Annotated in this window: 17 protein-coding genes; 9 read left to right on the top strand and 8 right to left on the bottom strand. The window is 62.7% G+C overall.

Features of this window, described 5'->3' with window-relative positions; all coding sequences use genetic code 11:
- Position 1: 1 nt before the first annotated feature.
- From EOA28_RS00770 to EOA28_RS00745, 6 genes are all read right to left on the bottom strand, one after another.
- A complete protein-coding gene (locus EOA28_RS00770) occupies positions 2-262 on the bottom strand; it encodes a hypothetical protein (protein WP_128314348.1) in 261 nt (86 codons plus the stop codon).
- Between the two features lie 131 nt (positions 263-393).
- Positions 394-1,626, bottom strand: a complete 1,233-nt coding sequence (locus tag EOA28_RS00765) for a phage major capsid protein (RefSeq protein WP_128314347.1) — start codon at positions 1,624-1,626, stop codon at positions 394-396.
- A 1-nt stretch (position 1,627) separates the two neighbouring features.
- The gene (locus EOA28_RS00760) at positions 1,628-2,296 is read right to left on the bottom strand and encodes an HK97 family phage prohead protease (RefSeq protein ID WP_128314346.1); all 669 of its coding nucleotides are present in this window, start codon (positions 2,294-2,296) and stop codon (positions 1,628-1,630) included.
- A 170-nt stretch (positions 2,297-2,466) separates the two neighbouring features.
- Positions 2,467-2,733: a hypothetical protein gene (locus tag EOA28_RS00755; protein WP_128314345.1), complete on the bottom strand. Its 267-nt coding sequence runs from the start codon at positions 2,731-2,733 to the stop codon at positions 2,467-2,469.
- 645 nt (positions 2,734-3,378) lie between these two features.
- Entirely contained in the window at positions 3,379-4,200 is an 822-nt protein-coding gene (locus EOA28_RS00750) for a helix-turn-helix domain-containing protein (protein WP_128314344.1), read from the bottom strand.
- Positions 4,197-4,376, bottom strand: coding sequence for a hypothetical protein (locus EOA28_RS00745; RefSeq protein WP_128314343.1), 180 nt, complete (start codon positions 4,374-4,376; stop codon positions 4,197-4,199). Before EOA28_RS00745 ends, EOA28_RS00750 begins: the two co-directional genes overlap by 4 nt.
- Positions 4,377-4,728: 352 nt before the next feature.
- On the opposite strand from EOA28_RS00745, the gene EOA28_RS00740 reads away from it, so the two are divergent.
- A complete protein-coding gene (locus tag EOA28_RS00740) occupies positions 4,729-5,571 on the top strand; it encodes an integrase arm-type DNA-binding domain-containing protein (protein WP_245463198.1) in 843 nt (280 codons plus the stop codon).
- Positions 5,572-6,003: 432 nt separating this feature from the next.
- Here EOA28_RS00740 and EOA28_RS00735 read toward each other — a convergent pair whose 3' ends face one another.
- A complete protein-coding gene (locus EOA28_RS00735) occupies positions 6,004-6,663 on the bottom strand; it encodes a TetR/AcrR family transcriptional regulator (RefSeq protein ID WP_245463197.1) in 660 nt (219 codons plus the stop codon).
- A 242-nt stretch (positions 6,664-6,905) separates the two neighbouring features.
- Here EOA28_RS00735 and EOA28_RS00730 point away from each other — a divergent pair, with 242 nt between their 5' ends.
- The 7 genes from EOA28_RS00730 to EOA28_RS00700 all read left to right on the top strand — a co-directional run bounded on the left by EOA28_RS00730 (position 6,906) and on the right by EOA28_RS00700 (position 15,728).
- A complete protein-coding gene (locus tag EOA28_RS00730) occupies positions 6,906-8,018 on the top strand; it encodes a sugar ABC transporter substrate-binding protein (protein WP_127251228.1) in 1,113 nt (370 codons plus the stop codon).
- Positions 8,019-8,091: 73 nt separating this feature from the next.
- The gene (locus tag EOA28_RS00725; protein ID WP_126079138.1) at positions 8,092-9,057 is read left to right on the top strand and encodes an ABC transporter permease; all 966 of its coding nucleotides are present in this window, start codon (positions 8,092-8,094) and stop codon (positions 9,055-9,057) included.
- 7 nt (positions 9,058-9,064) lie between these two features.
- Positions 9,065-10,570: a sugar ABC transporter ATP-binding protein gene (locus tag EOA28_RS00720; RefSeq protein WP_126079139.1), complete on the top strand. Its 1,506-nt coding sequence runs from the start codon at positions 9,065-9,067 to the stop codon at positions 10,568-10,570.
- A 9-nt stretch (positions 10,571-10,579) separates the two neighbouring features.
- On the top strand, positions 10,580-11,521 hold the full coding sequence (locus EOA28_RS00715) for an ABC transporter permease (protein WP_112126082.1): 942 nt from the start codon (positions 10,580-10,582) through the stop codon (positions 11,519-11,521).
- Between the two features lie 8 nt (positions 11,522-11,529).
- Positions 11,530-12,561, top strand: a complete 1,032-nt coding sequence (locus tag EOA28_RS00710; protein WP_127250857.1) for an alcohol dehydrogenase catalytic domain-containing protein — start codon at positions 11,530-11,532, stop codon at positions 12,559-12,561.
- 156 nt (positions 12,562-12,717) lie between these two features.
- On the top strand, positions 12,718-14,124 hold the full coding sequence (locus tag EOA28_RS00705) for an aldehyde dehydrogenase family protein (protein WP_245463196.1): 1,407 nt from the start codon (positions 12,718-12,720) through the stop codon (positions 14,122-14,124).
- On the top strand, positions 14,124-15,728 hold the full coding sequence (locus EOA28_RS00700; protein ID WP_127250856.1) for a GMC family oxidoreductase N-terminal domain-containing protein: 1,605 nt from the start codon (positions 14,124-14,126) through the stop codon (positions 15,726-15,728). The genes EOA28_RS00705 and EOA28_RS00700 overlap by 1 nt, the downstream gene beginning before the upstream one ends.
- Positions 15,729-15,774: 46 nt before the next feature.
- Here the strand turns inward: EOA28_RS00700 and EOA28_RS00695 are convergent, their stop codons facing one another.
- Positions 15,775-16,596, bottom strand: a complete 822-nt coding sequence (locus EOA28_RS00695; RefSeq protein ID WP_127250855.1) for an aldo/keto reductase — start codon at positions 16,594-16,596, stop codon at positions 15,775-15,777.
- Between the two features lie 114 nt (positions 16,597-16,710).
- Here EOA28_RS00695 and EOA28_RS00690 point away from each other — a divergent pair.
- Positions 16,711-18,238 (top strand): acyl CoA:acetate/3-ketoacid CoA transferase (locus tag EOA28_RS00690; protein ID WP_128314342.1); only part of this gene is annotated, 1,528 nt, incomplete at its 3' end.

The following is an 18,238-nucleotide window of genomic DNA, read 5'->3' as shown; positions in this document are numbered from 1 at the left end:
GTTACGTTCCTTGTACCGGATTTTTGGGGGCCCGAAAGCGGTCTCCCGCCGCCTCGAGATATTCGGTCACGATCTCAGCAATTTCCATTTGGTCGCGCCCAACGTCGTTTCGGACGCCATCCGCAATCGCGTACAGCGTCGCGCGTGCTTCGCCGGGGCTAAGCATTCCTTTGGCGACCAGCACATCGACTATGCGCCAAGCGACCTCTGTGCCCAGAAATATCGCGGCGCGCGCGCCGGCTATGGCGTCGGATGTCGACATTGTGGAGATGCCTTTTCACTTAAGAAATTGGCGGCGAAGGGCGTTTCGCGCGCGTCCTTCGCCATAAGGGTTACGGTTGTTCGCGATGGAGCGGCGCTGCTCCTGCAAAGCCCGGCGCCGCGCGGTTCAGATCACTGCGAAAGCGCGGTGTTGAAATCGCCGTAGACCAGCGCGCCGGGGGACTTCACGGCAAACGCAAGCCGTTCCTCGCCGAGGATCGTCACCAGGTTCTTGGTGAAATCGTCGTTCACGAAGCCCGCCTCGATGCGCGCGTCCCAGCGGTCATAGATCGTGCCGGCGATCTGGTACTGACCGACCAGGAACTTATCGACGGTCATGGCCGGCGTCGGCACCACGGGCACGCCGAAGATGCGCGGCTCGACCTGCTGGTTCGGCGGGCCAAAGATATAGTCCCCGTCACTGTTTTTCAGCAGCCGGATCTTCAGCCAGTTGGCCGGGTGCATGATCACGCCGTCCCCCTCGTAGAAAGCCAGGCTAACCTGCAGCAGGGCGAGGCCGATCGCGTCGATCTCGTTCATGTCGGCGATGGAGATCGGCGAGGCGAACGCCGTGGCCTGCGGCACCATGCCGTAAAGGTTCTGGTCGGTGCCGTCGCCGTTGAGCAGTTGGTCCTCTTCCTTAAGCGCCAGACCGTCCAGCAGCTCCGTATCGATCAGGCCGGCGAGTTGCGGGAAGTCCGACAGGACCTGCTTGGAGGCCTTCATCCAGTGCGCGATGACGCGCGTTGGCGTCGTCTTCAGCTCGAACTGAATGTCGCTCTGCGGCTTGGCGGCACCTTCGGCGACCATGCCGGCGTTGTTGGTGCGGCCCTTCTGCGACGCATATTCGACCTGACCCGAATCGACGTTGATCACAGGGATCAGGTTGCGCACGCGCAGGCGACGGCGCGGAATAAGAACCATGCTGTCGCGATAGTTCGGGTTTGCCCCGGCACCGACCGAGCCCGCGGCGTCGGTCGTGGCCGTCGTGAGCGTCGCCTTGACGCGCATGTCGACCGCACCCTTGGACGGCTCGCGATCGAGGAAGGCCTTCACGCCCTCGTTGTCCACGAACTGTTGGCCGATGCTCTTCTCGCCACCGCCGTTGCCGCCGCTGTGATGGAGGCCCCGTGCCAGTTTCTGGTCGATGGTAAGCAAATGGCCGTCGAAGCCTTTGAGCTTGGTCTCGATCGCGGCCATCTTGTCGACCATCGCCTTGTCGCGGGTTTCGAAGGCCTTCAACAGGTCTTCGGCTGAACCACCGCTGCCTTCGTTCGGCTTGTCAAACGCGATGCGGGGGCCGATCTGGCAGGCCGCAAGGCGCGCAATGCCGCCGGCGGCGGCGAGGAGTGCAATTTTCGTCATGTCAGGGGTTCCACTTCGACAATGATTTTTCGATGAGAGAGAGGGTTTGCGCGGCCTTTTCCTGTTCTTCACTGACCAGGGCAGACCATCCACCAGCGGCAACACGCGCCGCCGCCGACTTCGACAGGCCGCTTTCGCGCAGCATGTCGACAAGGTCGGATTTTGAGTTGAGGCTTTTGACCAGCCCCACGCGCGTCCGGCGATTGGCCGGAAGTGCAACGACCGAGATCTCGCGCAGGTCAATATCGGTCAGGATCGTTTCCGATCCGGCTCCCTGCCGGCTCCCGTTCGGGTAGAGCGCAAAGCCGATCGAGAGCCCGGACACGTCGCCGTGCTTCAGGTGCTCGTAAGCGTCTTTGCCGCGCGTGGTGGCAAGGTTGAGCTGGCCCTTCACCAACAGGCCCTTGTCATCCTCGCGGATGTCGGTCCAGCGGCCTATCGGCGCCGCCCTGTCGTGGCTCCAAAGCATCAGCGGATTGGTGCCGCTGCTGCGCATCTCGGCGAGGCTACGCTTGAACGCGCCGGACGCGATCACGTCGCCGTAACTGTCCGGCTCGCCGCCGAACACACTGGCATAGCCTTCGATGGTGCCGGCGCTGTCGGTGGCAGCGAAACGGACTTCGAGGGCCGGTCCCAAACGGTCGGAGAGTGACGATTTGCGGTAGAGCATGGGCGCACCTTCGGAAACGACAAAGCATCGGGCTGAATGCCCGTTTTGAAGCTTCGCGCCAGGTGTGGTGGCCTGTACCGCCGAAGGTGGATCGTCGCTGTGCGTCCCAGTCCAGCCGGTGACGCTCTCGATCGAGCCGGGCGGAAATATGCGCGCGTCGACGATTCCCGTCAATGCCGCCCCCTGCCTTCACCCGTGACGCTGTGGAAAACGCCCGCGTCGATCTGGTCGGCAAGATGGCGGAAAGCGTGTGCGGCCTTGGGGCTCCCATCGATCGTGCAGGCCTGCGCGGCGGCATAGGTGATGAGCCGATCAAGGATCATTCCGGCCGGCGCGCCAGAGGACTGCATCAGGTCGACAGCGCGCTCGACGATGATGTCGCAGAAGGCCTTGCGCTGGCCTTCGATCGTCGTTGGGATCGGTACGGCTTCGGTCATTTGGGGTGCTCCGCTAGAGAAAAAACTTTCCGGAAACTTGCGCGCAGAAAAACTTTGGGGAGGCGCCGGTCTAGGGCGGCTGGCCTCCGGACTTTTGACCCACCCCCCGCCTGCGGCGTCGAGCCCGCATCGAGGCATTGCGCGCTGTTTGCGCGGCGCGGCGGCAGGCCTCAGAGCAGAACCCTGGCAGGCGGCCGGCAAGCTTTGCCTCAGTCTGGAATTCGGTTCCGCATGACCGGCATGCGATAGGCACCTGCCGTCCGCCAACCTGGTTGCGCTGATGCCAGTCGGTGCGCTGCGCAGCGGCATGAGCCGCCCGGCATTCAGCCGAGCAGAAGGCGACAGGGCGGCCGAGAGCGTGCGCATCGGCCTCGAAGCGATTGCCACAGTGCCGACAAGGACGCTGTGCCGCCGGCAAGCCTGGCAATTCAGGCTGGCTCACAAATGCAGGAAAATCGGCCCTTTCAGCATGGTTAGAACGCGGCGATGCCAGCAAACCATTGGTATTGCTATGCTTTCCCGGTGAAGCGTTGGGGTGAGGCTCGGAAACAGCCCCAAAATTCGGCCTCGCCGGAAAAAACTCTCCGAATGAGGGGGAGACGGGTGTAGCGCCGAGGGCCTCGCCGACTTTCGAACCGCCCCCCGTCATGGCTTCGCCTCGGTCGCAGAGGGTTTCCAACCGTGCTTGCGCTCGAAGGGCGATGGTCCAGCCGGCTTGGCCGGTGCTGCTGGTCGCGGCTGTAGCGGCTTGGGCCGTTCGGGCAGCGCCAGCCACATCCGTTCGGCGAGATAGCGTGTGAAGCTGCAGATCAGCTTCCGGCCTGCCGATCGGTTGACGGCGACGAACCTGTCGATCTCTCTGGCCGCCTCGATGCGCTCGGCCGGCGACAGTGTATTCCAGGCTCGCCTTGCGGCCTTGGGACTGTCGACGACAGGCCAACGTTTGAGGGCATGATCGAAATCATCCATCGCGCGCTCTCTCTCAATTGGACTGGTAATTGGACTGGTATTATCCTGGTGACTCTGTGCCCCCACCTTAGGTGACTCTGTGCCCCCACCTTTTCCGGAAGGTGGTGACTCTGTGCCCCCACGTTCGACGGGTGAAGGTGGTGACTCTCTGCCCCCACCTTGCACATCGTTGTCGGGGATCATCGACGCCATGAGATCGCGCTCTGGCCATCGAGGCGCATACTGGTTGCGCTTCCATTTCTGCCCCCGGAAGCCGTGCTGAGAGACGCCTATCCAGCCGGCTTCTTTCGCGGCGGCGAGGTGCCTCACGACGGTCCGCTTATCCAGGCCGCTGTATCGGCACAGGTCAGCGATCGAGGGGATGCAATCCTCGCCGAGCTCGTTCATGAACATGCCGAGCGTGTGCAGCAGCAGGCGCGTTGTCGGCGGCAAGTCGGACTGCGCGAACGCGTGCCGCCATGACCAGGCCGTTGACGCTCTGCGCTTTTCCTGTGTCACCGCTGCGCCTCGCGAAGCACGGCGATGGCTTGCAATGGCGTCAGTCCGAAGCGCTTGCGCAGCGCCGGAATTACCGGGTGTTCACAGGTCGCGAAGTGGGCGCGATACCAAGCCGCCGCTATCTCGATCGCCGCGCTCGACTGGTGGCAAAGGCCGGTCGTCCAGCCGATCGGCAAGTTTGACAAATCGCTGCTAAGTGATTGATTTCCAGCGCAGGGTTTGACGCTGTTTTCGCCGTAAGTGCTTGATTTCGGCCGCTTAGCCGTTGACTGAAAATCCGCGTGTCGGTGGTTCGAATCCGCCTCTGGGCACCATCCCCTCTTCTCCCGACATTCCCTTTCGCCGAAGCTTCTACGCTGCGGATTCTGCAAGTGCCTGAAATCGTTGATACTTTTCTGTCAAATAGCGCATTTGAGCTGGGCCGGGAGCGCTTCGGGCGCATTTGGTCCAACGAGGCGGGGGGGGATGGTATTTCCGTTGGTATTCGACATCCTGATGGTATCGAAACAGCCAAGAGAGACCTGACAAATGGCCCTCTCCGACGTGAAATGCCGCAACGCCCGCCCCGCTTCCAAGCTTGTCAAATTATCAGACGGGGGCGCGCTGCAACTATGGGTGCAGCCCACAGGCGCTCGCCTCTGGAGGCTCGCCTACCGCTTTGACGGCAAGCAGAAACTGCTAGCACTGGGCGGCTATCCCCTTGTCTCCCTAGCCGAGGCGCGCCAGGCGCGCGATGACGCTAAACGGCTCCTGCTGGCTGGCATAGATCCTGGAAAGGAACGCAGCTTGCGGAAGGCCGATTCGGCAAAGGACTCCTTTCGCTCAATTGCGGACGAATATGTTGAGAAGCTGAAGAAGGAGGGACGTGCCGACCGGACGATCAGCAAGGTCAAAATGGCTCCTCGGCTTTGCCTATCCGACAATCGGCGACAAGTGCATTCGGGAAATCGATCCGGCCACCATCCTTACTGCCTTCGTCGCGTGGAGGTTCGCGGTCGATATGAATCGGCCAGGCGATTACGCTCCACCATCGGTACCGTGTTTCGATATGCAATCGCGACTGCGCGCGCCGAGGCAGATCCGACGATCGCTTTAAGGGGCGCGCTCATCAGTCCAACGGTGACTCCACGTGCCGCGATCACCGATCCTAAGGCCCTGGCCGGCTTGCTAAGGGCAGTCGATGCATTCGACGGACAACCAACAACCCGAGCCGCCCTGAAGCTGATGGCAATGCTGTTTCCCCGACCCGGCGAGCTGCGCGCGGCAGAATGGGAAGAGTTCGATTTCGAAAGCGCGGAGTGGATCATTCCTGAAGCACGCATGAAAAAATGGTTGGCCCGGAGGACGACGTCAAATATTTTATTTTGTTGAGTTTTTCGTGGGCAGAAATCGAGATCTTTCCCGTATCGTCCCGTATGGTTCCGGCGCTCATTCGCTCTAACCCAATTCTCAGACGAACCTACTGGTATCTGGCAGGGCGCCCAAGCCATCCTGACCGGGCCGCGTGCTGGTGCGGTAGCTGCCGCTGCTTGGTGCGGATGTCCGAATTGGGGCCGGAAGCGGAACGACTGTTTTTGGATGGCGGGGCAACGAAGCCGACCTGGCACTGGCCCAAGCAAACCACCGGGCCTGCGGAGTCGTCGTCTGTTTTTTGCCGGAACGCGTGCGCGGCATGTCGGGATACTCCGGATCTGCGCGGGCCGAGAAATATCGCGGTGGGAAGCAAAGTCCTGGAACGGGTGACGCGGTCGGCCGAAATGCGGATGACGCGGCCGTGGGGACGTCAGCGTCCCAAAGGCGATGTCATGTACTCACAAGTCTCAAAATGGTCTCGATGTTGAACTCCAGGCGTTCATTCAGAGCATCCTTATCCATCAGATCACGCTCGAAAATAATCGAACCAGTGAATCGGTTTGTCAGATAATAGTATCCGATCGCCGCGATAGTGATGTTCAACTGCACCGGGTCGATCCCCGCGCGAAAATCTCCGCTTCGAACTCCTCTTTCGAGTATGCCGGAGACCATGGCAACAAATTTTCGGGTCTCCGCCTTAATCAGCTCAGACCTCTTCACATGCTTGGCACGATGGAGGTTCTCGCTGTTTACCAAAGTGATAAACTCAGGATTCCTCAAATAGTATTGCCACGTGAACCGAACAAGGCGCTCTAGCGCATCCTTGGGTCTCAAATCGTCGAGATGAAGCTTCTGCTCGGCCGCCCGAATGTCATGGTAGGCATTCTCAATCACCGCTTGGAATAGATTATCTTTACTGCCGAAATAGTGGTAAATCATACGCTTGTTGGCGTTGGCCTTGGCCGCGATAACATCGACACGCGCGCCGCCGAGGCCGTTCTTGGCGAAATCGCTCTTCGCCGCTTCCAGAATACGAAGCTTGGTCGCTTCGGCATCCCGAAGCCGCTTCTTCTTGGCGACATTGCCTGATTTTCCGGACGTTGCGTCCACTTTGGCCGCTCCCTTGGTTCCAGTTCCAGCGTGCTGTCGACGATCGGTCATGCGCTGAAAGTCATTTCAATTGTCCAAGAAGTCAACAGGCCGTGCGCCGTGCCGCCGCTTGACTCTCACACATTCAGGAAGTAACTAGATGGTGCATTCTGCGACCAAGAGAGCGGTTTGGACGGCCTGGCTTCTCAAGGTTGCTCAATAGACGGCCCGCCCTTGCGGGCTGTCGCCAAATGGGAGGTAACATGTCGACTTTCATCAAGGATTTCATCGAGCGCGAGACCGTCAACCGACGCAATTTCCTGCTCGCCACGGCCACCGGCATGGGGGCGATGGCCGTGCCATTCGCCTTCGGCGGCGGCGCTGCCCGGGCGGCGATCAGTGACCCGGCGATCGCCTGGTCGTACCGCGACCGCGCCTCGGCTTACTGGAACTCGATCGTGTCGGGCGGCGAGGCATTCGTGGAGTCCCTCGGCACGCCCAAGAATTCCCTCGTCTCGCTGATCAACGAAGGGTCTTCCGAAAAGTCGCTGGCCGACATCAAGGCGTTCCTGGCCAAGACCGGCGGCAAGTGCGCTATCGCCTGCGACGCCAATGACAGCCCCAACGCCCGTCCGGTGGTCGAGGCTGTGCGCGATGCCGGCGCCTACATTTCCACCATCTGGAACAAGACCGACGACCTGCACCCGTGGGACATCGGCGACAATTACGTCTCGCACATGACCTGGTCGGACGAGAAGCCGGCCGAGCAGACGGCGCGGATCCTGTTCGACGCCATGGGCGGCAAGGGTGGCGTCGTGCATCTGGGTGGCATTGCCGCCAACAACCCGGCAATCGAGCGTCTGAACGGCTTGAAGAACGCCTTGAAGGACTTCCCCGATATCGAGCTTCTGGATGCTCAGCCCGCCGACTGGGACACGACCAAGGGCACGGAGCTGATGGCGTCTTTCCTGACGCGCTTCGGCGACAAGATCACCGGCGTACACTGCGCCAACGACAACATCGCCTATGGCGTGATCGAGGCGCTACGCGCCGAGGGGATCGAGAATATGCCGATCGTCGCCTATGACGGAAATCCGGAAGCCGTGAAGCTGGTGATGGATGGCAAGCTCCTGGCAACCGTCTTCACCAATCCGCACTGGGGCGGCGGCATCACGGCGGCGCTCGCCTATTACGCCGCGACCGGCGCCTTCAAGCCTTCGGAAGAACCGAAGGAGCACCGCGAATTCTACGGCCCGACGGTCCTGGTCACCAAGAAGGACGCGGCGGACTTCAAGGCCAAATATCTGGACGCCGTTCCTTCGTACAATTGGAAGGATTTCTGGGGACCGAGCAACGGCCAGATCAAGTACAAGTAATACGAAGCTCGATCGAGCGGCCCTGAAACGGGCCGCTCCTCCCTACACGGCACGCTTGGACGGGAGGCCGGAGTTGCCACGCATCCTCACGCGGGAGAACGCGATCCGCTGGGCGCCCTTCATGGTGCTTCTCGCGCTCATAGTGCTGTTCACGGCGATAAACCCCTCATTCCTGTCGCAACGCAACTTCGCGCGCATCGCGATCGCGGCGGCGCCCGCGCTCATGGTAGCGGTCGGGGTGACCTTCATCATCGTGATGGGTTCCATCGACCTTTCCATGGAGGGCGTCGTTTCCCTGACGGCCGTTCTTTTTTGCTTCCTGATGCTGGCGCTCGGCGGAACGCTCGCGTCGGGCGGCTGGATCGCAATCCCGGTCATTCTCGCCGTCGGGGCCGCGATCGGCCTGGTGAACGGTTTCATCCACGTCAAGCTGAAGATACCATCCTTCATGGCGAGCCTCGCGCTCGGATTCATCGGCACGGGCGCCGCGATCCTGCTGACCGGCGGCGACATCGTCAAATTCAACGATCCGACGTTCCGCGCCCTGCTGACCTGGCGCATCCTCGGCTTTCCGCTGATGGTCTATGTCGCGGGGCTCTGCCTCGTCCTCGCCTGGTTCATCCAATCTCAGACCCGCCTTGGGCGTTACTTTTATGCGGTCGGCGGCGGCGAGGAACTCGCCCATGCCTCGGGCGTGCGGGTGCAGCATGTGAGGATGGCCGGCTTCTCGCTTGCCGGCTTCTTTTACGCGATCGCGGCGATCCTGCAGGTGGCGAAGCTCGGCCAGGCCGAATCCGTCACCGGATCGAACTTCATGTTCATGTCCATCACTTCGGTGGTGGTCGGCGGCGTGGCGCTCTGGGGTGGCATCGGCGGCGTTTGGAACACGCTCGTCGGCGTCCTGATCGTCGCCGTCATCAACAACGGCATGGTGGTCATCGGCCTGCCCGATTTCCTGCAGGCCGCCGTTCTCGGGCTGCTGGTCATCATAGCGGTCATCCTGTCGACGGACCGGCGCGCGGTCGCGTTCGTCAAGTGAGGCCGCAATGTATGAATTGAAAGCCGTCGAAAAGAAGTTTCCGGGCGTCCATGCGCTGAAATCGGTCGACTTTTCCATCAGCCGGGGCGAGATCGTCGGGCTGGTGGGCGAGAATGGCGCTGGCAAATCCACGCTCATGAAGGTGATCTACGGCGCCTACCAGCCCGACGGCGGCGAGATGCTCATCGATGGCAAGCCTGTCCGGTTCGGCGGCCCGCGCGACGCCATGGAGCGAGGCATCGGCATGGTGTTTCAGGAGCAATCGCTGATCACCAACCTGTCCGTGATGGAAAACATCTTCCTGGGCTATGAAGACCAGTTCTCGCGCTTCGGCGTGGTCAACTGGAAGGCGATGGCCAAAGCCGCCGGGAAGCAGCTTGCAAAGGTCAAGCTCGATATCGATCCGCGCACCATCACCTCGAGCCTTTCCTTCGCGCAGCGCCAGCTTGTGGAACTGGCCAAGGTGCTGACGCTGGAGGAGCGGGTGCAGGGTCATCTGGTCGTCCTGCTCGACGAGCCCACCTCGGTGCTGGCCGAGGAAGAGGTGAAGCTATTGTTCAAGCTCGTGCGGGAGTTGACGACGCGCGCTTCATTCATCTTCGTGTCCCACCGCATGGACGAGGTGATGGAGCTCTCGGACCGAATCTACGTGATGAAGGACGGCCAGGTGGTCGATGTCGTCTCGCGCGGCGCAGCGACACCGGAGGCGATCCAGCACAAGATGGTCGGCCGCCATGTCGACAAGGAATATTACCGTGAGCAGCGGCAAAAGCCCTACGACGCGACGAGGCCGCTGGTGGAGCTGTCGGGCGTGGACCTGCCGGGACGGGTTCACGATATCTCGCTGACGCTGCATGCCGGCGAGGTCCTGTGCCTGGTCGGCACCGAGGGCTCCGGCCGCGAAGCGATCCTTCGAACAATCTACGGCATGCGCACGCCCACCAAGGGCACGCTGAAGATCAAGGGCGAGACCGTCTCCAGGCTGACCGCCCGCGCAGCGGTGGAGCGCGGCGTCGGCTATGTGCCGCGCGAGCGCAAGATCGAGGGCATCGTGGCCGGCATGAATGTCTACGAGAACATGACGCTCTCGCAAATGCCGCACTACGCGCGGATGGGCTGGCTCGACGTGGCCGACGAGCGTGCCCTTGCCCGGAAATGGATCGGCAAGCTCGCCATCAAGGCAAGCTCCGAATATGCCGACTGCGGCAACCTTTCCGGCGGCAACCAGCAGAAGGTCGTGCTTGCCAAATGGCGGTCGGGCGGCTCCGACATCATGCTGCTCGATCATCCGACCCGAGGCCTGGACATCGGCGCCAAGGAGGATGTGTACGACATGATCAGGGAGATGTGCGACGACGGGGTCGGCGTTGTCCTGGTCGCCGACACGCTCGAAGAGGCGATCGGCCTCTCCCACACCATCGTCGTCATCAAGGACGGTGAGATCCAGAAGCGCTTCGACTGCGTGCCCGGTTCCAAGCCGACGCTCTACGACCTTCTGCACTACATGATCTGAGGGGCCTCCATGGACATCCAACGCCTCAAGCCGCACTTCCCCTGGATTACCCTTCTGGTCCTGGTCACGATCGTCGGCATCGCCGATCCGAGCTTTCTCAAGCCCGCCAATCTGCTGAGCCTCGCAGGCGATATCGTGCCGCTGTTCATCATGGCGCTGGGACTGACCTTCGCGATCTACATCGGCGGCATCGACCTGTCGGCACAGTCGATGGCGAACATGATCACCGTCGTCGCCTCGGTCTATCTGGCGCCGTTGGGGATCTGGGTGGCGGCGCTCTGCATCCTTGCCGGATTCACGCTGGGAACGCTCTCCGGCTACCTGACCACCCGCATGTACGTCCCGTCCTTCATCTCCACGCTGGCCGTCGGCGGCATCTGCTTCTCGGTGGCGCAATGGCTTTCCGGCAACCGCGCCCTGAACATGGACGCCACCCAGCGCAACGAGACGTTCGGCTGGATGATCGGTCGAACCGGCATCGTGCCGCACGAGCTCTTCATCGCCATCGGCCTGCTGGCGATCTGCCTGCTCATAGAACGGCGCACGGTCCTCGGCCGGGCGCTGAAAGCCGTGGGCGCTGGCGAACTGGCTGCAGCCGCGTCCGGTCTCAACGTCGCCCGCTACAAAATCCTCGCCTTTGCGATATCCGGAGGGCTGGCCGCGGTGGCCGGGCTGCTGTTCTCCGTCAAGCTGTCGGGCGGCGCGCCGACGATCGCCAACGGCTTCCTGCTGCCGGCCATCGTCGCGGTGCTTGTCGGCGGAACGCCGCTGACGGGCGGCGTCGGCGGTGTGCTCAACACCGCGATCGGCACGCTGATCGTGGCGGTCATCCGCGCCTCGATGCTCTATTTCGGCATCGCGGCGACGCAGCAACAGATGGTGTTCGGCCTGGTGCTGATCGCAGCCATCGCCTTGACCATCGACCGCTCCAAGCTTCGCACGGTGAAGTGAGACAAGCCATGGCAACAATGCGCGCCGCCGTCCTGACCGCTCCGCACCGTTTCGATCTGCGCGAGGTCGCCGTTCCGGAAGTGGGATCCGACGATGCCTTGATCCGTGTCCAGCGGACCGGCATATGCGGCACGGACATTCACATGTTCAACGGTCACTATGCGGCCGATCGGCTGCCGTTGGTTCCGGGCCACGAGTTTGCCGGGACGGTCGCCGCGACAGGCGAGCGTGTGAAGCATATCAAGCCGGGCACGACCTGCGTTGCGGACATCAATATCGGCTGCGGCCAGTGCTATTGGTGCCGCCGCAACGAGATCCTCAACTGCCCCTCGATTACGCAGGTGGGCATCGGGCGCGACGGCGCCTTCGCCGAATATGTGTGCGTGCCGGCCAGGCTTGTCATACCGGCTCCGGACGATGTGCCGGTCGAGGTGCTTGCCCTGACGGAGCCGGTGTCCTGCGTGGTGCGCGCCGCGCGCAAGGCGCAGGCGAGTTTCGGCCAATCCGTGGTGATCCTCGGCGCCGGGCCGATCGGTAACCTTCACGTCCAGATGATGCGCCTGTGCGGCGCCGCGCCAATCATCGTCGCCGACCTGTCGGAAGACCGTTGCCGCCTTGCCCTTGAAGCCGGTGCGGACGCAGCCGTCGCCGATCCCGCCCGGCTTAAGGCGGAGGTGCTGAAAAGGACCGGCGGGCGCGGCGCGGATCTCGTGATCGAGAGCGTCGGTTCGCCGCGGCTTTACGCGCTCGCTTTCCAGCTCATCCGCAAGGGCGGTCATGTCGCTTTCTTCGGCCTCAGCGGACCCAACGACACAGTGCCGGTCGACATCCTTCGCACCATCCTCGAGGAGAACAGTCTCAAGGGCTCGGTCGCCGGCATGGGCGAAGACATGCACGATGCGCTGACGCTCTTGTCGCATGGCCGCTTCCGAACCGAGGCGTTCACACGCGCGACCTTTCCGCTCGACGACATCCAGCGCGCCTTCGAGACCCTGGCCGAGCGGCCCCGGGATCTCAAGACGCAAATCATATTGAACTAGGCGCCGGCGCGACCCGCTTGCCAAGAGCAGCGGGCGGCCGGCGCACCGCCAGAACGGAGGCATTCCATGCTCGATTTCACCGACCGCGCACCCCTGCCGGATGCACCACGCGAATTCGGGTTCTGGTCGGACGGGTCCTGGCGCTAGGGCGGCGCTTTGTTCGAGCGCCGGTCGCCGGGCCACGGTGTGCCGGTGACGCTCACGCCCAGATGCACGGTGGACGACCTCAATGCCGCCGTCGCGGCGGCGCGCCGCGCATTCGAGGATCGCCGGTGGGCCGGACTCTCAGGCGCCGACCGCGCGGCAGTGCTTCTGAGGACAGCCGAAATCCTGCGCCGCCGCCGCGACGAAATCGCCTATTGGGAAGTCCTCGAGAACGGCAAGCCGATCTCCCAGGCGCGCGGCGAGATCGATCACTGCATTGCCTGCTTCGAGGTCGGCGCGGGCGCCGCGAGGCTGTTGCATGGCGACAGCTTCAACAGTCTCGGCGACGGTCTCTTCGGCATGGTGCTGCGCGAGCCGGTCGGCGTGGTCGGGCTGATCACGCCCTGGAATTTCCCATTCCTGATCCTGTGCGAGCGCATTCCCTTCATCCTTGCCAGCGGGTGCACTGTCGTCGTCAAGCCTTCGGAGGTCACGTCGGCGACCACGCTGCTGCTCGGCGAGATCCTTTCCGAAGCCGGCGCGCCGGACGGCGTCTATAACGTCGTCACCGGATCTGGCCGGACGATTGGCCAGGCTCTGAGCGAGCATCCCGATGTCGACATGCTGTCCTTTACCGGTTCGACATCCGTCGGACGCTCATGCGTCCATGCGGCGGCCGATTCGAACTTCAAGAAACTCGGCCTGGAACTGGGCGGCAAAAATCCGATCATCGTCTTTGCGGACAGCGACCTCGAGGACGCGGCGGACGGCGCGGCCTTCGGCATAAGCTTCAACACGGGCCAGTGCTGCGTGTCGTCGAGTCGCGTCATCGTCGAGCGCTCGGTCGCCCGCGAGTTCGAGGAAATCCTTGCCGCCAAGATGGCCAGGATCGTCGTCGGCGATCCGCTGCAGACGAAGACGCAGGTGGGAGCCATCACCACCGATGCGCAGAATTCGACCATCCTGAGCTATATCGACAAGGGCAAGGCCGAAGGGGCAACGCTTGTCGCCGGCGGGCAAGCGCTGGATCTCGGCGGCGGTCAGTATATCGCGCCGACACTGTTTTCCGGGGTTAGGCCCGCAATGTCGATTGCCCGCGACGAAATCTTCGGGCCCGTCCTGTCGTCCTTCCATTTCGACACGGTCGAGGAAGCCATCGGCCTCGCCAACGACACGGTGTATGGCCTGGCTGCCAGCGTGTGGACAAAGAACATAGACAAGGCGCTGGTGGTGACGCGGCGCGTGCGCGCCGGGCGGTTCTGGGTGAACACGATCATGGCCGGAGGCCCGGAAATGCCGCTCGGCGGCTTCAAGCAGTCCGGCTGGGGAAGAGAGGCCGGAATGTACGGCGTGGAGGAGTACACACAGGTGAAGTCCGTCCACATCGAGATCGGCAAGCGTGCGCATTGGATCAAGTGATGACGACAGGTTTCGACTATGTGATCGTCGGCGCAGGCTCTTCGGGCTGCGTTCTTGCCGCGCGCCTGTCCGAGAATCCGGCAGTCCGCGTCTGCATAATCGAGGCCGGAGGCAAGGACAGCCATCCGCTGATCCATATGCCGGTCGGCTTCGCCAAAATGACCACCGGACCGCTCACCTGGGGCCTGGTGACGGCTCCGCAGAAGCACGCGGACAATCGCGAGATCCTCTACGCGCAGGCAAAGGTGCTGGGCGGCGGCTCGTCGGTCAATGCCGAGGTCTACACCCGGGGCCACGAGACCGACTACGACCGCTGGGCGAACGAGGAAGGCGCGGACGGCTGGGCGTTCAAGGACGTGCGCAAGTACTTCCTTCGTTCCGAGGGCAACAGCATATTCTCCGGCAGGCTCCACGGCACCGACGGACCGCTCGGGGTGTCGAACATACCCGATCCGAACGTCGTCTCGCGCGCCTTCGTCCAGAGCTGCCAGGAATACGGGCTGCCCTATAATCCGGACTTCAACGGCGCGAAGCAGGAAGGCGCCGGCATCTACCAGACCACGACGCGCAACGCCCGCCGCTGCTCGGCCGCCGTGGGCTATCTCAAGCCTGCCCTGGCGCGCCCGAACCTCACGCTGATCACGGGGGCGCTGGTCCACCGCGTCGTCTTCAAGGGCCGCCGCGCCGTTGGCGTCGAATGCTCGGTCGGCGGCTCGCTGAAGGTCATAAATGCCGACAGCGAAGTGCTGGTCACCTCGGGAGCGATCGGAACGCCGAAGCTGATGATGCTGTCCGGTGTCGGCCCTGCGGATCACCTGCGTCAACATGGTATCGAGACGATCCAGGACCTCCCGGGCGTCGGGCAGAACCTCCAGGATCATTTCGGCATCGACATCGTGGCCGAGCTGAAAGGCCACGATTCACTCGACAAGTACAACAAGACGCACTGGATGCTGTGGGCCGGCATTCAGTACATGCTGTTCAAGACCGGACCGATAACGTCGAACGTCGTCGAGGGCGGCGCCTTCTGGCATTCCTCGGGGAATCATGCCGGAGCGGTTCCCGATCTGCAGTTCCACTTCCTGGCCGGAGCCGGCGCGGAAGCGGGCGTTCCGTCGGTCCCGAAGGGATCGTCCGGCATCACGTTGAACAGCTACACGCTGCGCCCGAAATCGCGTGGGAGCGTGACGCTCCGTTCGCCGGATCCGCGCGACAATCCGGTTGTCGATCCCAATTTCCTCGCGGACCCGGACGACCTCAGAGTGTCGGTCGAAGGCATCAAGATCAGCCGGGAGATATTCAATCAGCCTTCGCTGCGAAAATTCATCAAGGAACTCCGTTTCCCTGACACAAATGTGCGCTCGCAGTCAGACTATGAAGCCTATGCGCGACGCTACGGCCGCACCTCGTATCACCCGACCTGCACCTGCAAGATGGGGAATGATGCGATGTCCGTGGTCGACCCTCAACTGCGCGTGCACGGGTTGGATGGCATCCGCATCTGCGATAGCTCGGCAATGCCGTCCCTGGTCGGCTCGAACACCAATGCGGCGACTATCATGATCGGCGAGCATGCGTCGGACCTGATCCGAGGCAACCGCTAGCATTTGCGGGTCACCTCGGATCTGCTCGCTCTTCCTGTTCGCGCGCTCAGGCGTCGAAATCCGGCGCATAGGGGATCAGCCGCTTGCCGACAACGCGATAACCGACGGCATTCATGGCGTCGATGCGCCCCATGTCGATACTCGACAAGGTGAAGTCCATCACGTCGAAATTGGAGCGGATGTTGTCCGGCTTGGTGGACATCGTGTTGATCGGCAAACCCTTCTGCAGGATCCAGCGCAGCACGACCTGGGCGGCCGACTTGCCGTATGCGGCGCCGATATCGGCGAAAAGCGGATGCTTGAAGACCTCGCCGCGCGCGACCGAGCAGTAGGACGACAAAGGGATACCCGTTTCACTCGCGGCCGCCAGCAGCTTGCGCTGGTCAAGCAGCGGATGGAATTCCACCTGATTGGTCACGAGCGGCACGCCGGTGATCTGCCTCGCCTGGCGCATCATCGCCGCTGTGTAATTCGAAACGCCGATGGTGCCGGCGAAACCCCGCTCCTGAGCTTCCTGAAGCAGTTCCAGGGAAAGCTCGATATCGCCTCCCGGCGTCGGCCAGTGAAGCAAAAGGATGTCGACGCGATCCAACCTCAGATCCCGCAAGGACTGTTCGACGGACGGCATGAACCGTTCCGGCGAGAAGTTCTCCACCGTGACCTTTGTCGTGATGCAGAGCTCGTCCCTGGCTATGCCGCTCTCGGCCAAGGCCAGGCCCGTGTCGGCTTCATTGCCATAGCCCTGAGCCGTGTCGAACGCGCGGTAACCCGCATCGATCGCAGCCGCGATCGCCGCGCGCAGCGTATCCCCCTTAAGAGGGAAAGTTCCAAACATCCGCTGGTTCGCCTTCTGGAACATGATGTTCATAAAAATCCTCCCGCTGGTTGCCGTCGGCGCGGAGCTTGCCTTGCAAGCCGCAGGCGGCTATATCACGTTTATAACTATCTAGTTACTTATTGCCAAGCCTTATGGAGAGGTAGCGTGAGCAAGGTCAGGTCCGCAGCGGAGGCTGTCGCCGCGATAGGCGACGGAGCGGTGGTAGCGGTCAATTCGTCGTCCGGTCTGCTTTGCCCGGATGCCGTGCTGGAAGCCCTTGGCAAACGTTTCGCGGCCGAAGGGGCGCCGCGCAACATCACCACCATCCATCCGATTGCCGCCGGCGACATGTTCGGCACCAAGGGGGTCGATCACATCGCCCTGCCGGGCTTGATCAGCCGCATCATCGGCGGCTCATATCCCTCAGGACCGACCAACGCCGAGCCGCCGCTGATCTGGCAGCGTATCCTTGCCGAGGATGTGGCGGCCTGGAACTTCCCCTCCGGGATCGTGTTCGACATGCTGCGCGAGGGCGCGGCGCAGCGTCCGGGTGTGTTGACCAAGGTCGGCATGGAGACATTTGTCGATCCGATGCTCGAGGGCGGAGCCATGAACGCTTCGGCCCGGAAGGCGCCGATCGTGCGGCGCGTCGAGTTCAACGGCGAGACCTGGCTTCACTTCCCTCCCCTCCGGCCGGATGTGGCGATCATCCGCGCGACTACCGCCGACGAGAAGGGAAACCTCACCTTCGAGCAGGAAGGCGCGACGCTTGGCGCCATGGAAATGGCGCTTGCGGCGCGCAACTGCGGCGGCATCGTCATTGCCCAGGTCAAGCGCGTCGCGGCTCAGGGCACGCTGCGGCCGCATGATGTGCATGTGCCCGGTATCCTGGTGGATTTCATCGTCGAGGCGCCGGACCAGCTGCAGACCACGGCGACCGCTTATGACCCGGCCATATCGGGAGAACTGTTCCGGCCGCTGCACACATTCCGTACCCCGGAATACAATGTCTCCAAGGTCATCGCGCGTCGCGTCGCGCAGGAGCTTCGAGCGGGCTGGGCAGTCAATATCGGCTTCGGAATCTCGGCCAACGTGCCTCGCATCCTGATCGAAGAGGGCCTGCACGGCGCCGTCACCTGGGTGATCGAGCAAGGGCCGGTGGGCGGCGTGCCGTTGCTCGACTTCAAGTTCGGCTGCGCCTCCAACGCGGAAGCCTTCGTCGCCTCCCCGCACCTTTTCACCTACTTCCAGGCCGGAGGCTTCGACTGCTCCTTGCTGTCGTTCCTCGAAATCGGCTCCGACGGATCCGTCAACGTCTCGCGGCTTTCCTCGACGCCGCATCGCACCGCCGGCGCCGGCGGCTTCGTGGACATCACCTCGCGGGCGCGCAAGATCGTGTTCTCCGGCAACTTCAACGCCGGCGCGAAGATGCGGCTGGAGAACGGCAAGCTGGTCATCGACAAGGAAGGCAAGGTCGCAAAGATCGTCCCGAAGGTGGACCAGGTCAGCTTCTCAGGCGCGCGCGCCGTCAGCCAGGGCCAGGACGTCACCTATGTGACGGAAAGATGCGTCATCCGCCTGACCGCCGACGGCCTGGTCGTCACCGAAATAGCCCCCGGGCTCGACCTCGAGCGCGATGTCCTGCGGCAGGCGGCGGCTCCTCTCGTGGTCTCGCCGGCACTGAAGCTGATGG

This window comes from Mesorhizobium sp. M2A.F.Ca.ET.067.02.1.1 (assembly GCF_004023285.1).
In the GTDB taxonomy this organism is placed as follows: Bacteria; Pseudomonadota; Alphaproteobacteria; order Rhizobiales; family Rhizobiaceae; genus Mesorhizobium.
This window is presented reverse-complemented; position numbering and strand designations above follow the sequence as displayed.

Bases quoted from the DNA above. Each gene is read 5' to 3' on its own strand.
- EOA28_RS00740 (WP_245463198.1), top strand. From the start codon at position 4,729: ATGGCCCTCTCCGACGTGAAATGCCGCAACGCCCGCCCCGCTTCCAAG.
- EOA28_RS00720 (WP_126079139.1), top strand. From the start codon at position 9,065: ATGTATGAATTGAAAGCCGTCGAAAAGAAGTTTCCGGGCGTCCATGCG.
- EOA28_RS00760 (WP_128314346.1), bottom strand. From the start codon at position 2,296: ATGCTCTACCGCAAATCGTCACTCTCCGACCGTTTGGGACCGGCCCTC.
- EOA28_RS00770 (WP_128314348.1), bottom strand. From the start codon at position 262: ATGTCGACATCCGACGCCATAGCCGGCGCGCGCGCCGCGATATTTCTG.
- EOA28_RS00695 (WP_127250855.1), bottom strand. From the start codon at position 16,596: ATGAACATCATGTTCCAGAAGGCGAACCAGCGGATGTTTGGAACTTTC.
- EOA28_RS00755 (WP_128314345.1), bottom strand. From the start codon at position 2,733: ATGACCGAAGCCGTACCGATCCCAACGACGATCGAAGGCCAGCGCAAG.
- EOA28_RS00765 (WP_128314347.1), bottom strand. From the start codon at position 1,626: ATGACGAAAATTGCACTCCTCGCCGCCGCCGGCGGCATTGCGCGCCTT.
- EOA28_RS00710 (WP_127250857.1), top strand. From the start codon at position 11,530: ATGGCAACAATGCGCGCCGCCGTCCTGACCGCTCCGCACCGTTTCGAT.
- EOA28_RS00730 (WP_127251228.1), top strand. From the start codon at position 6,906: ATGTCGACTTTCATCAAGGATTTCATCGAGCGCGAGACCGTCAACCGA.
- EOA28_RS00700 (WP_127250856.1), top strand. From the start codon at position 14,124: ATGACGACAGGTTTCGACTATGTGATCGTCGGCGCAGGCTCTTCGGGC.
- EOA28_RS00715 (WP_112126082.1), top strand. From the start codon at position 10,580: ATGGACATCCAACGCCTCAAGCCGCACTTCCCCTGGATTACCCTTCTG.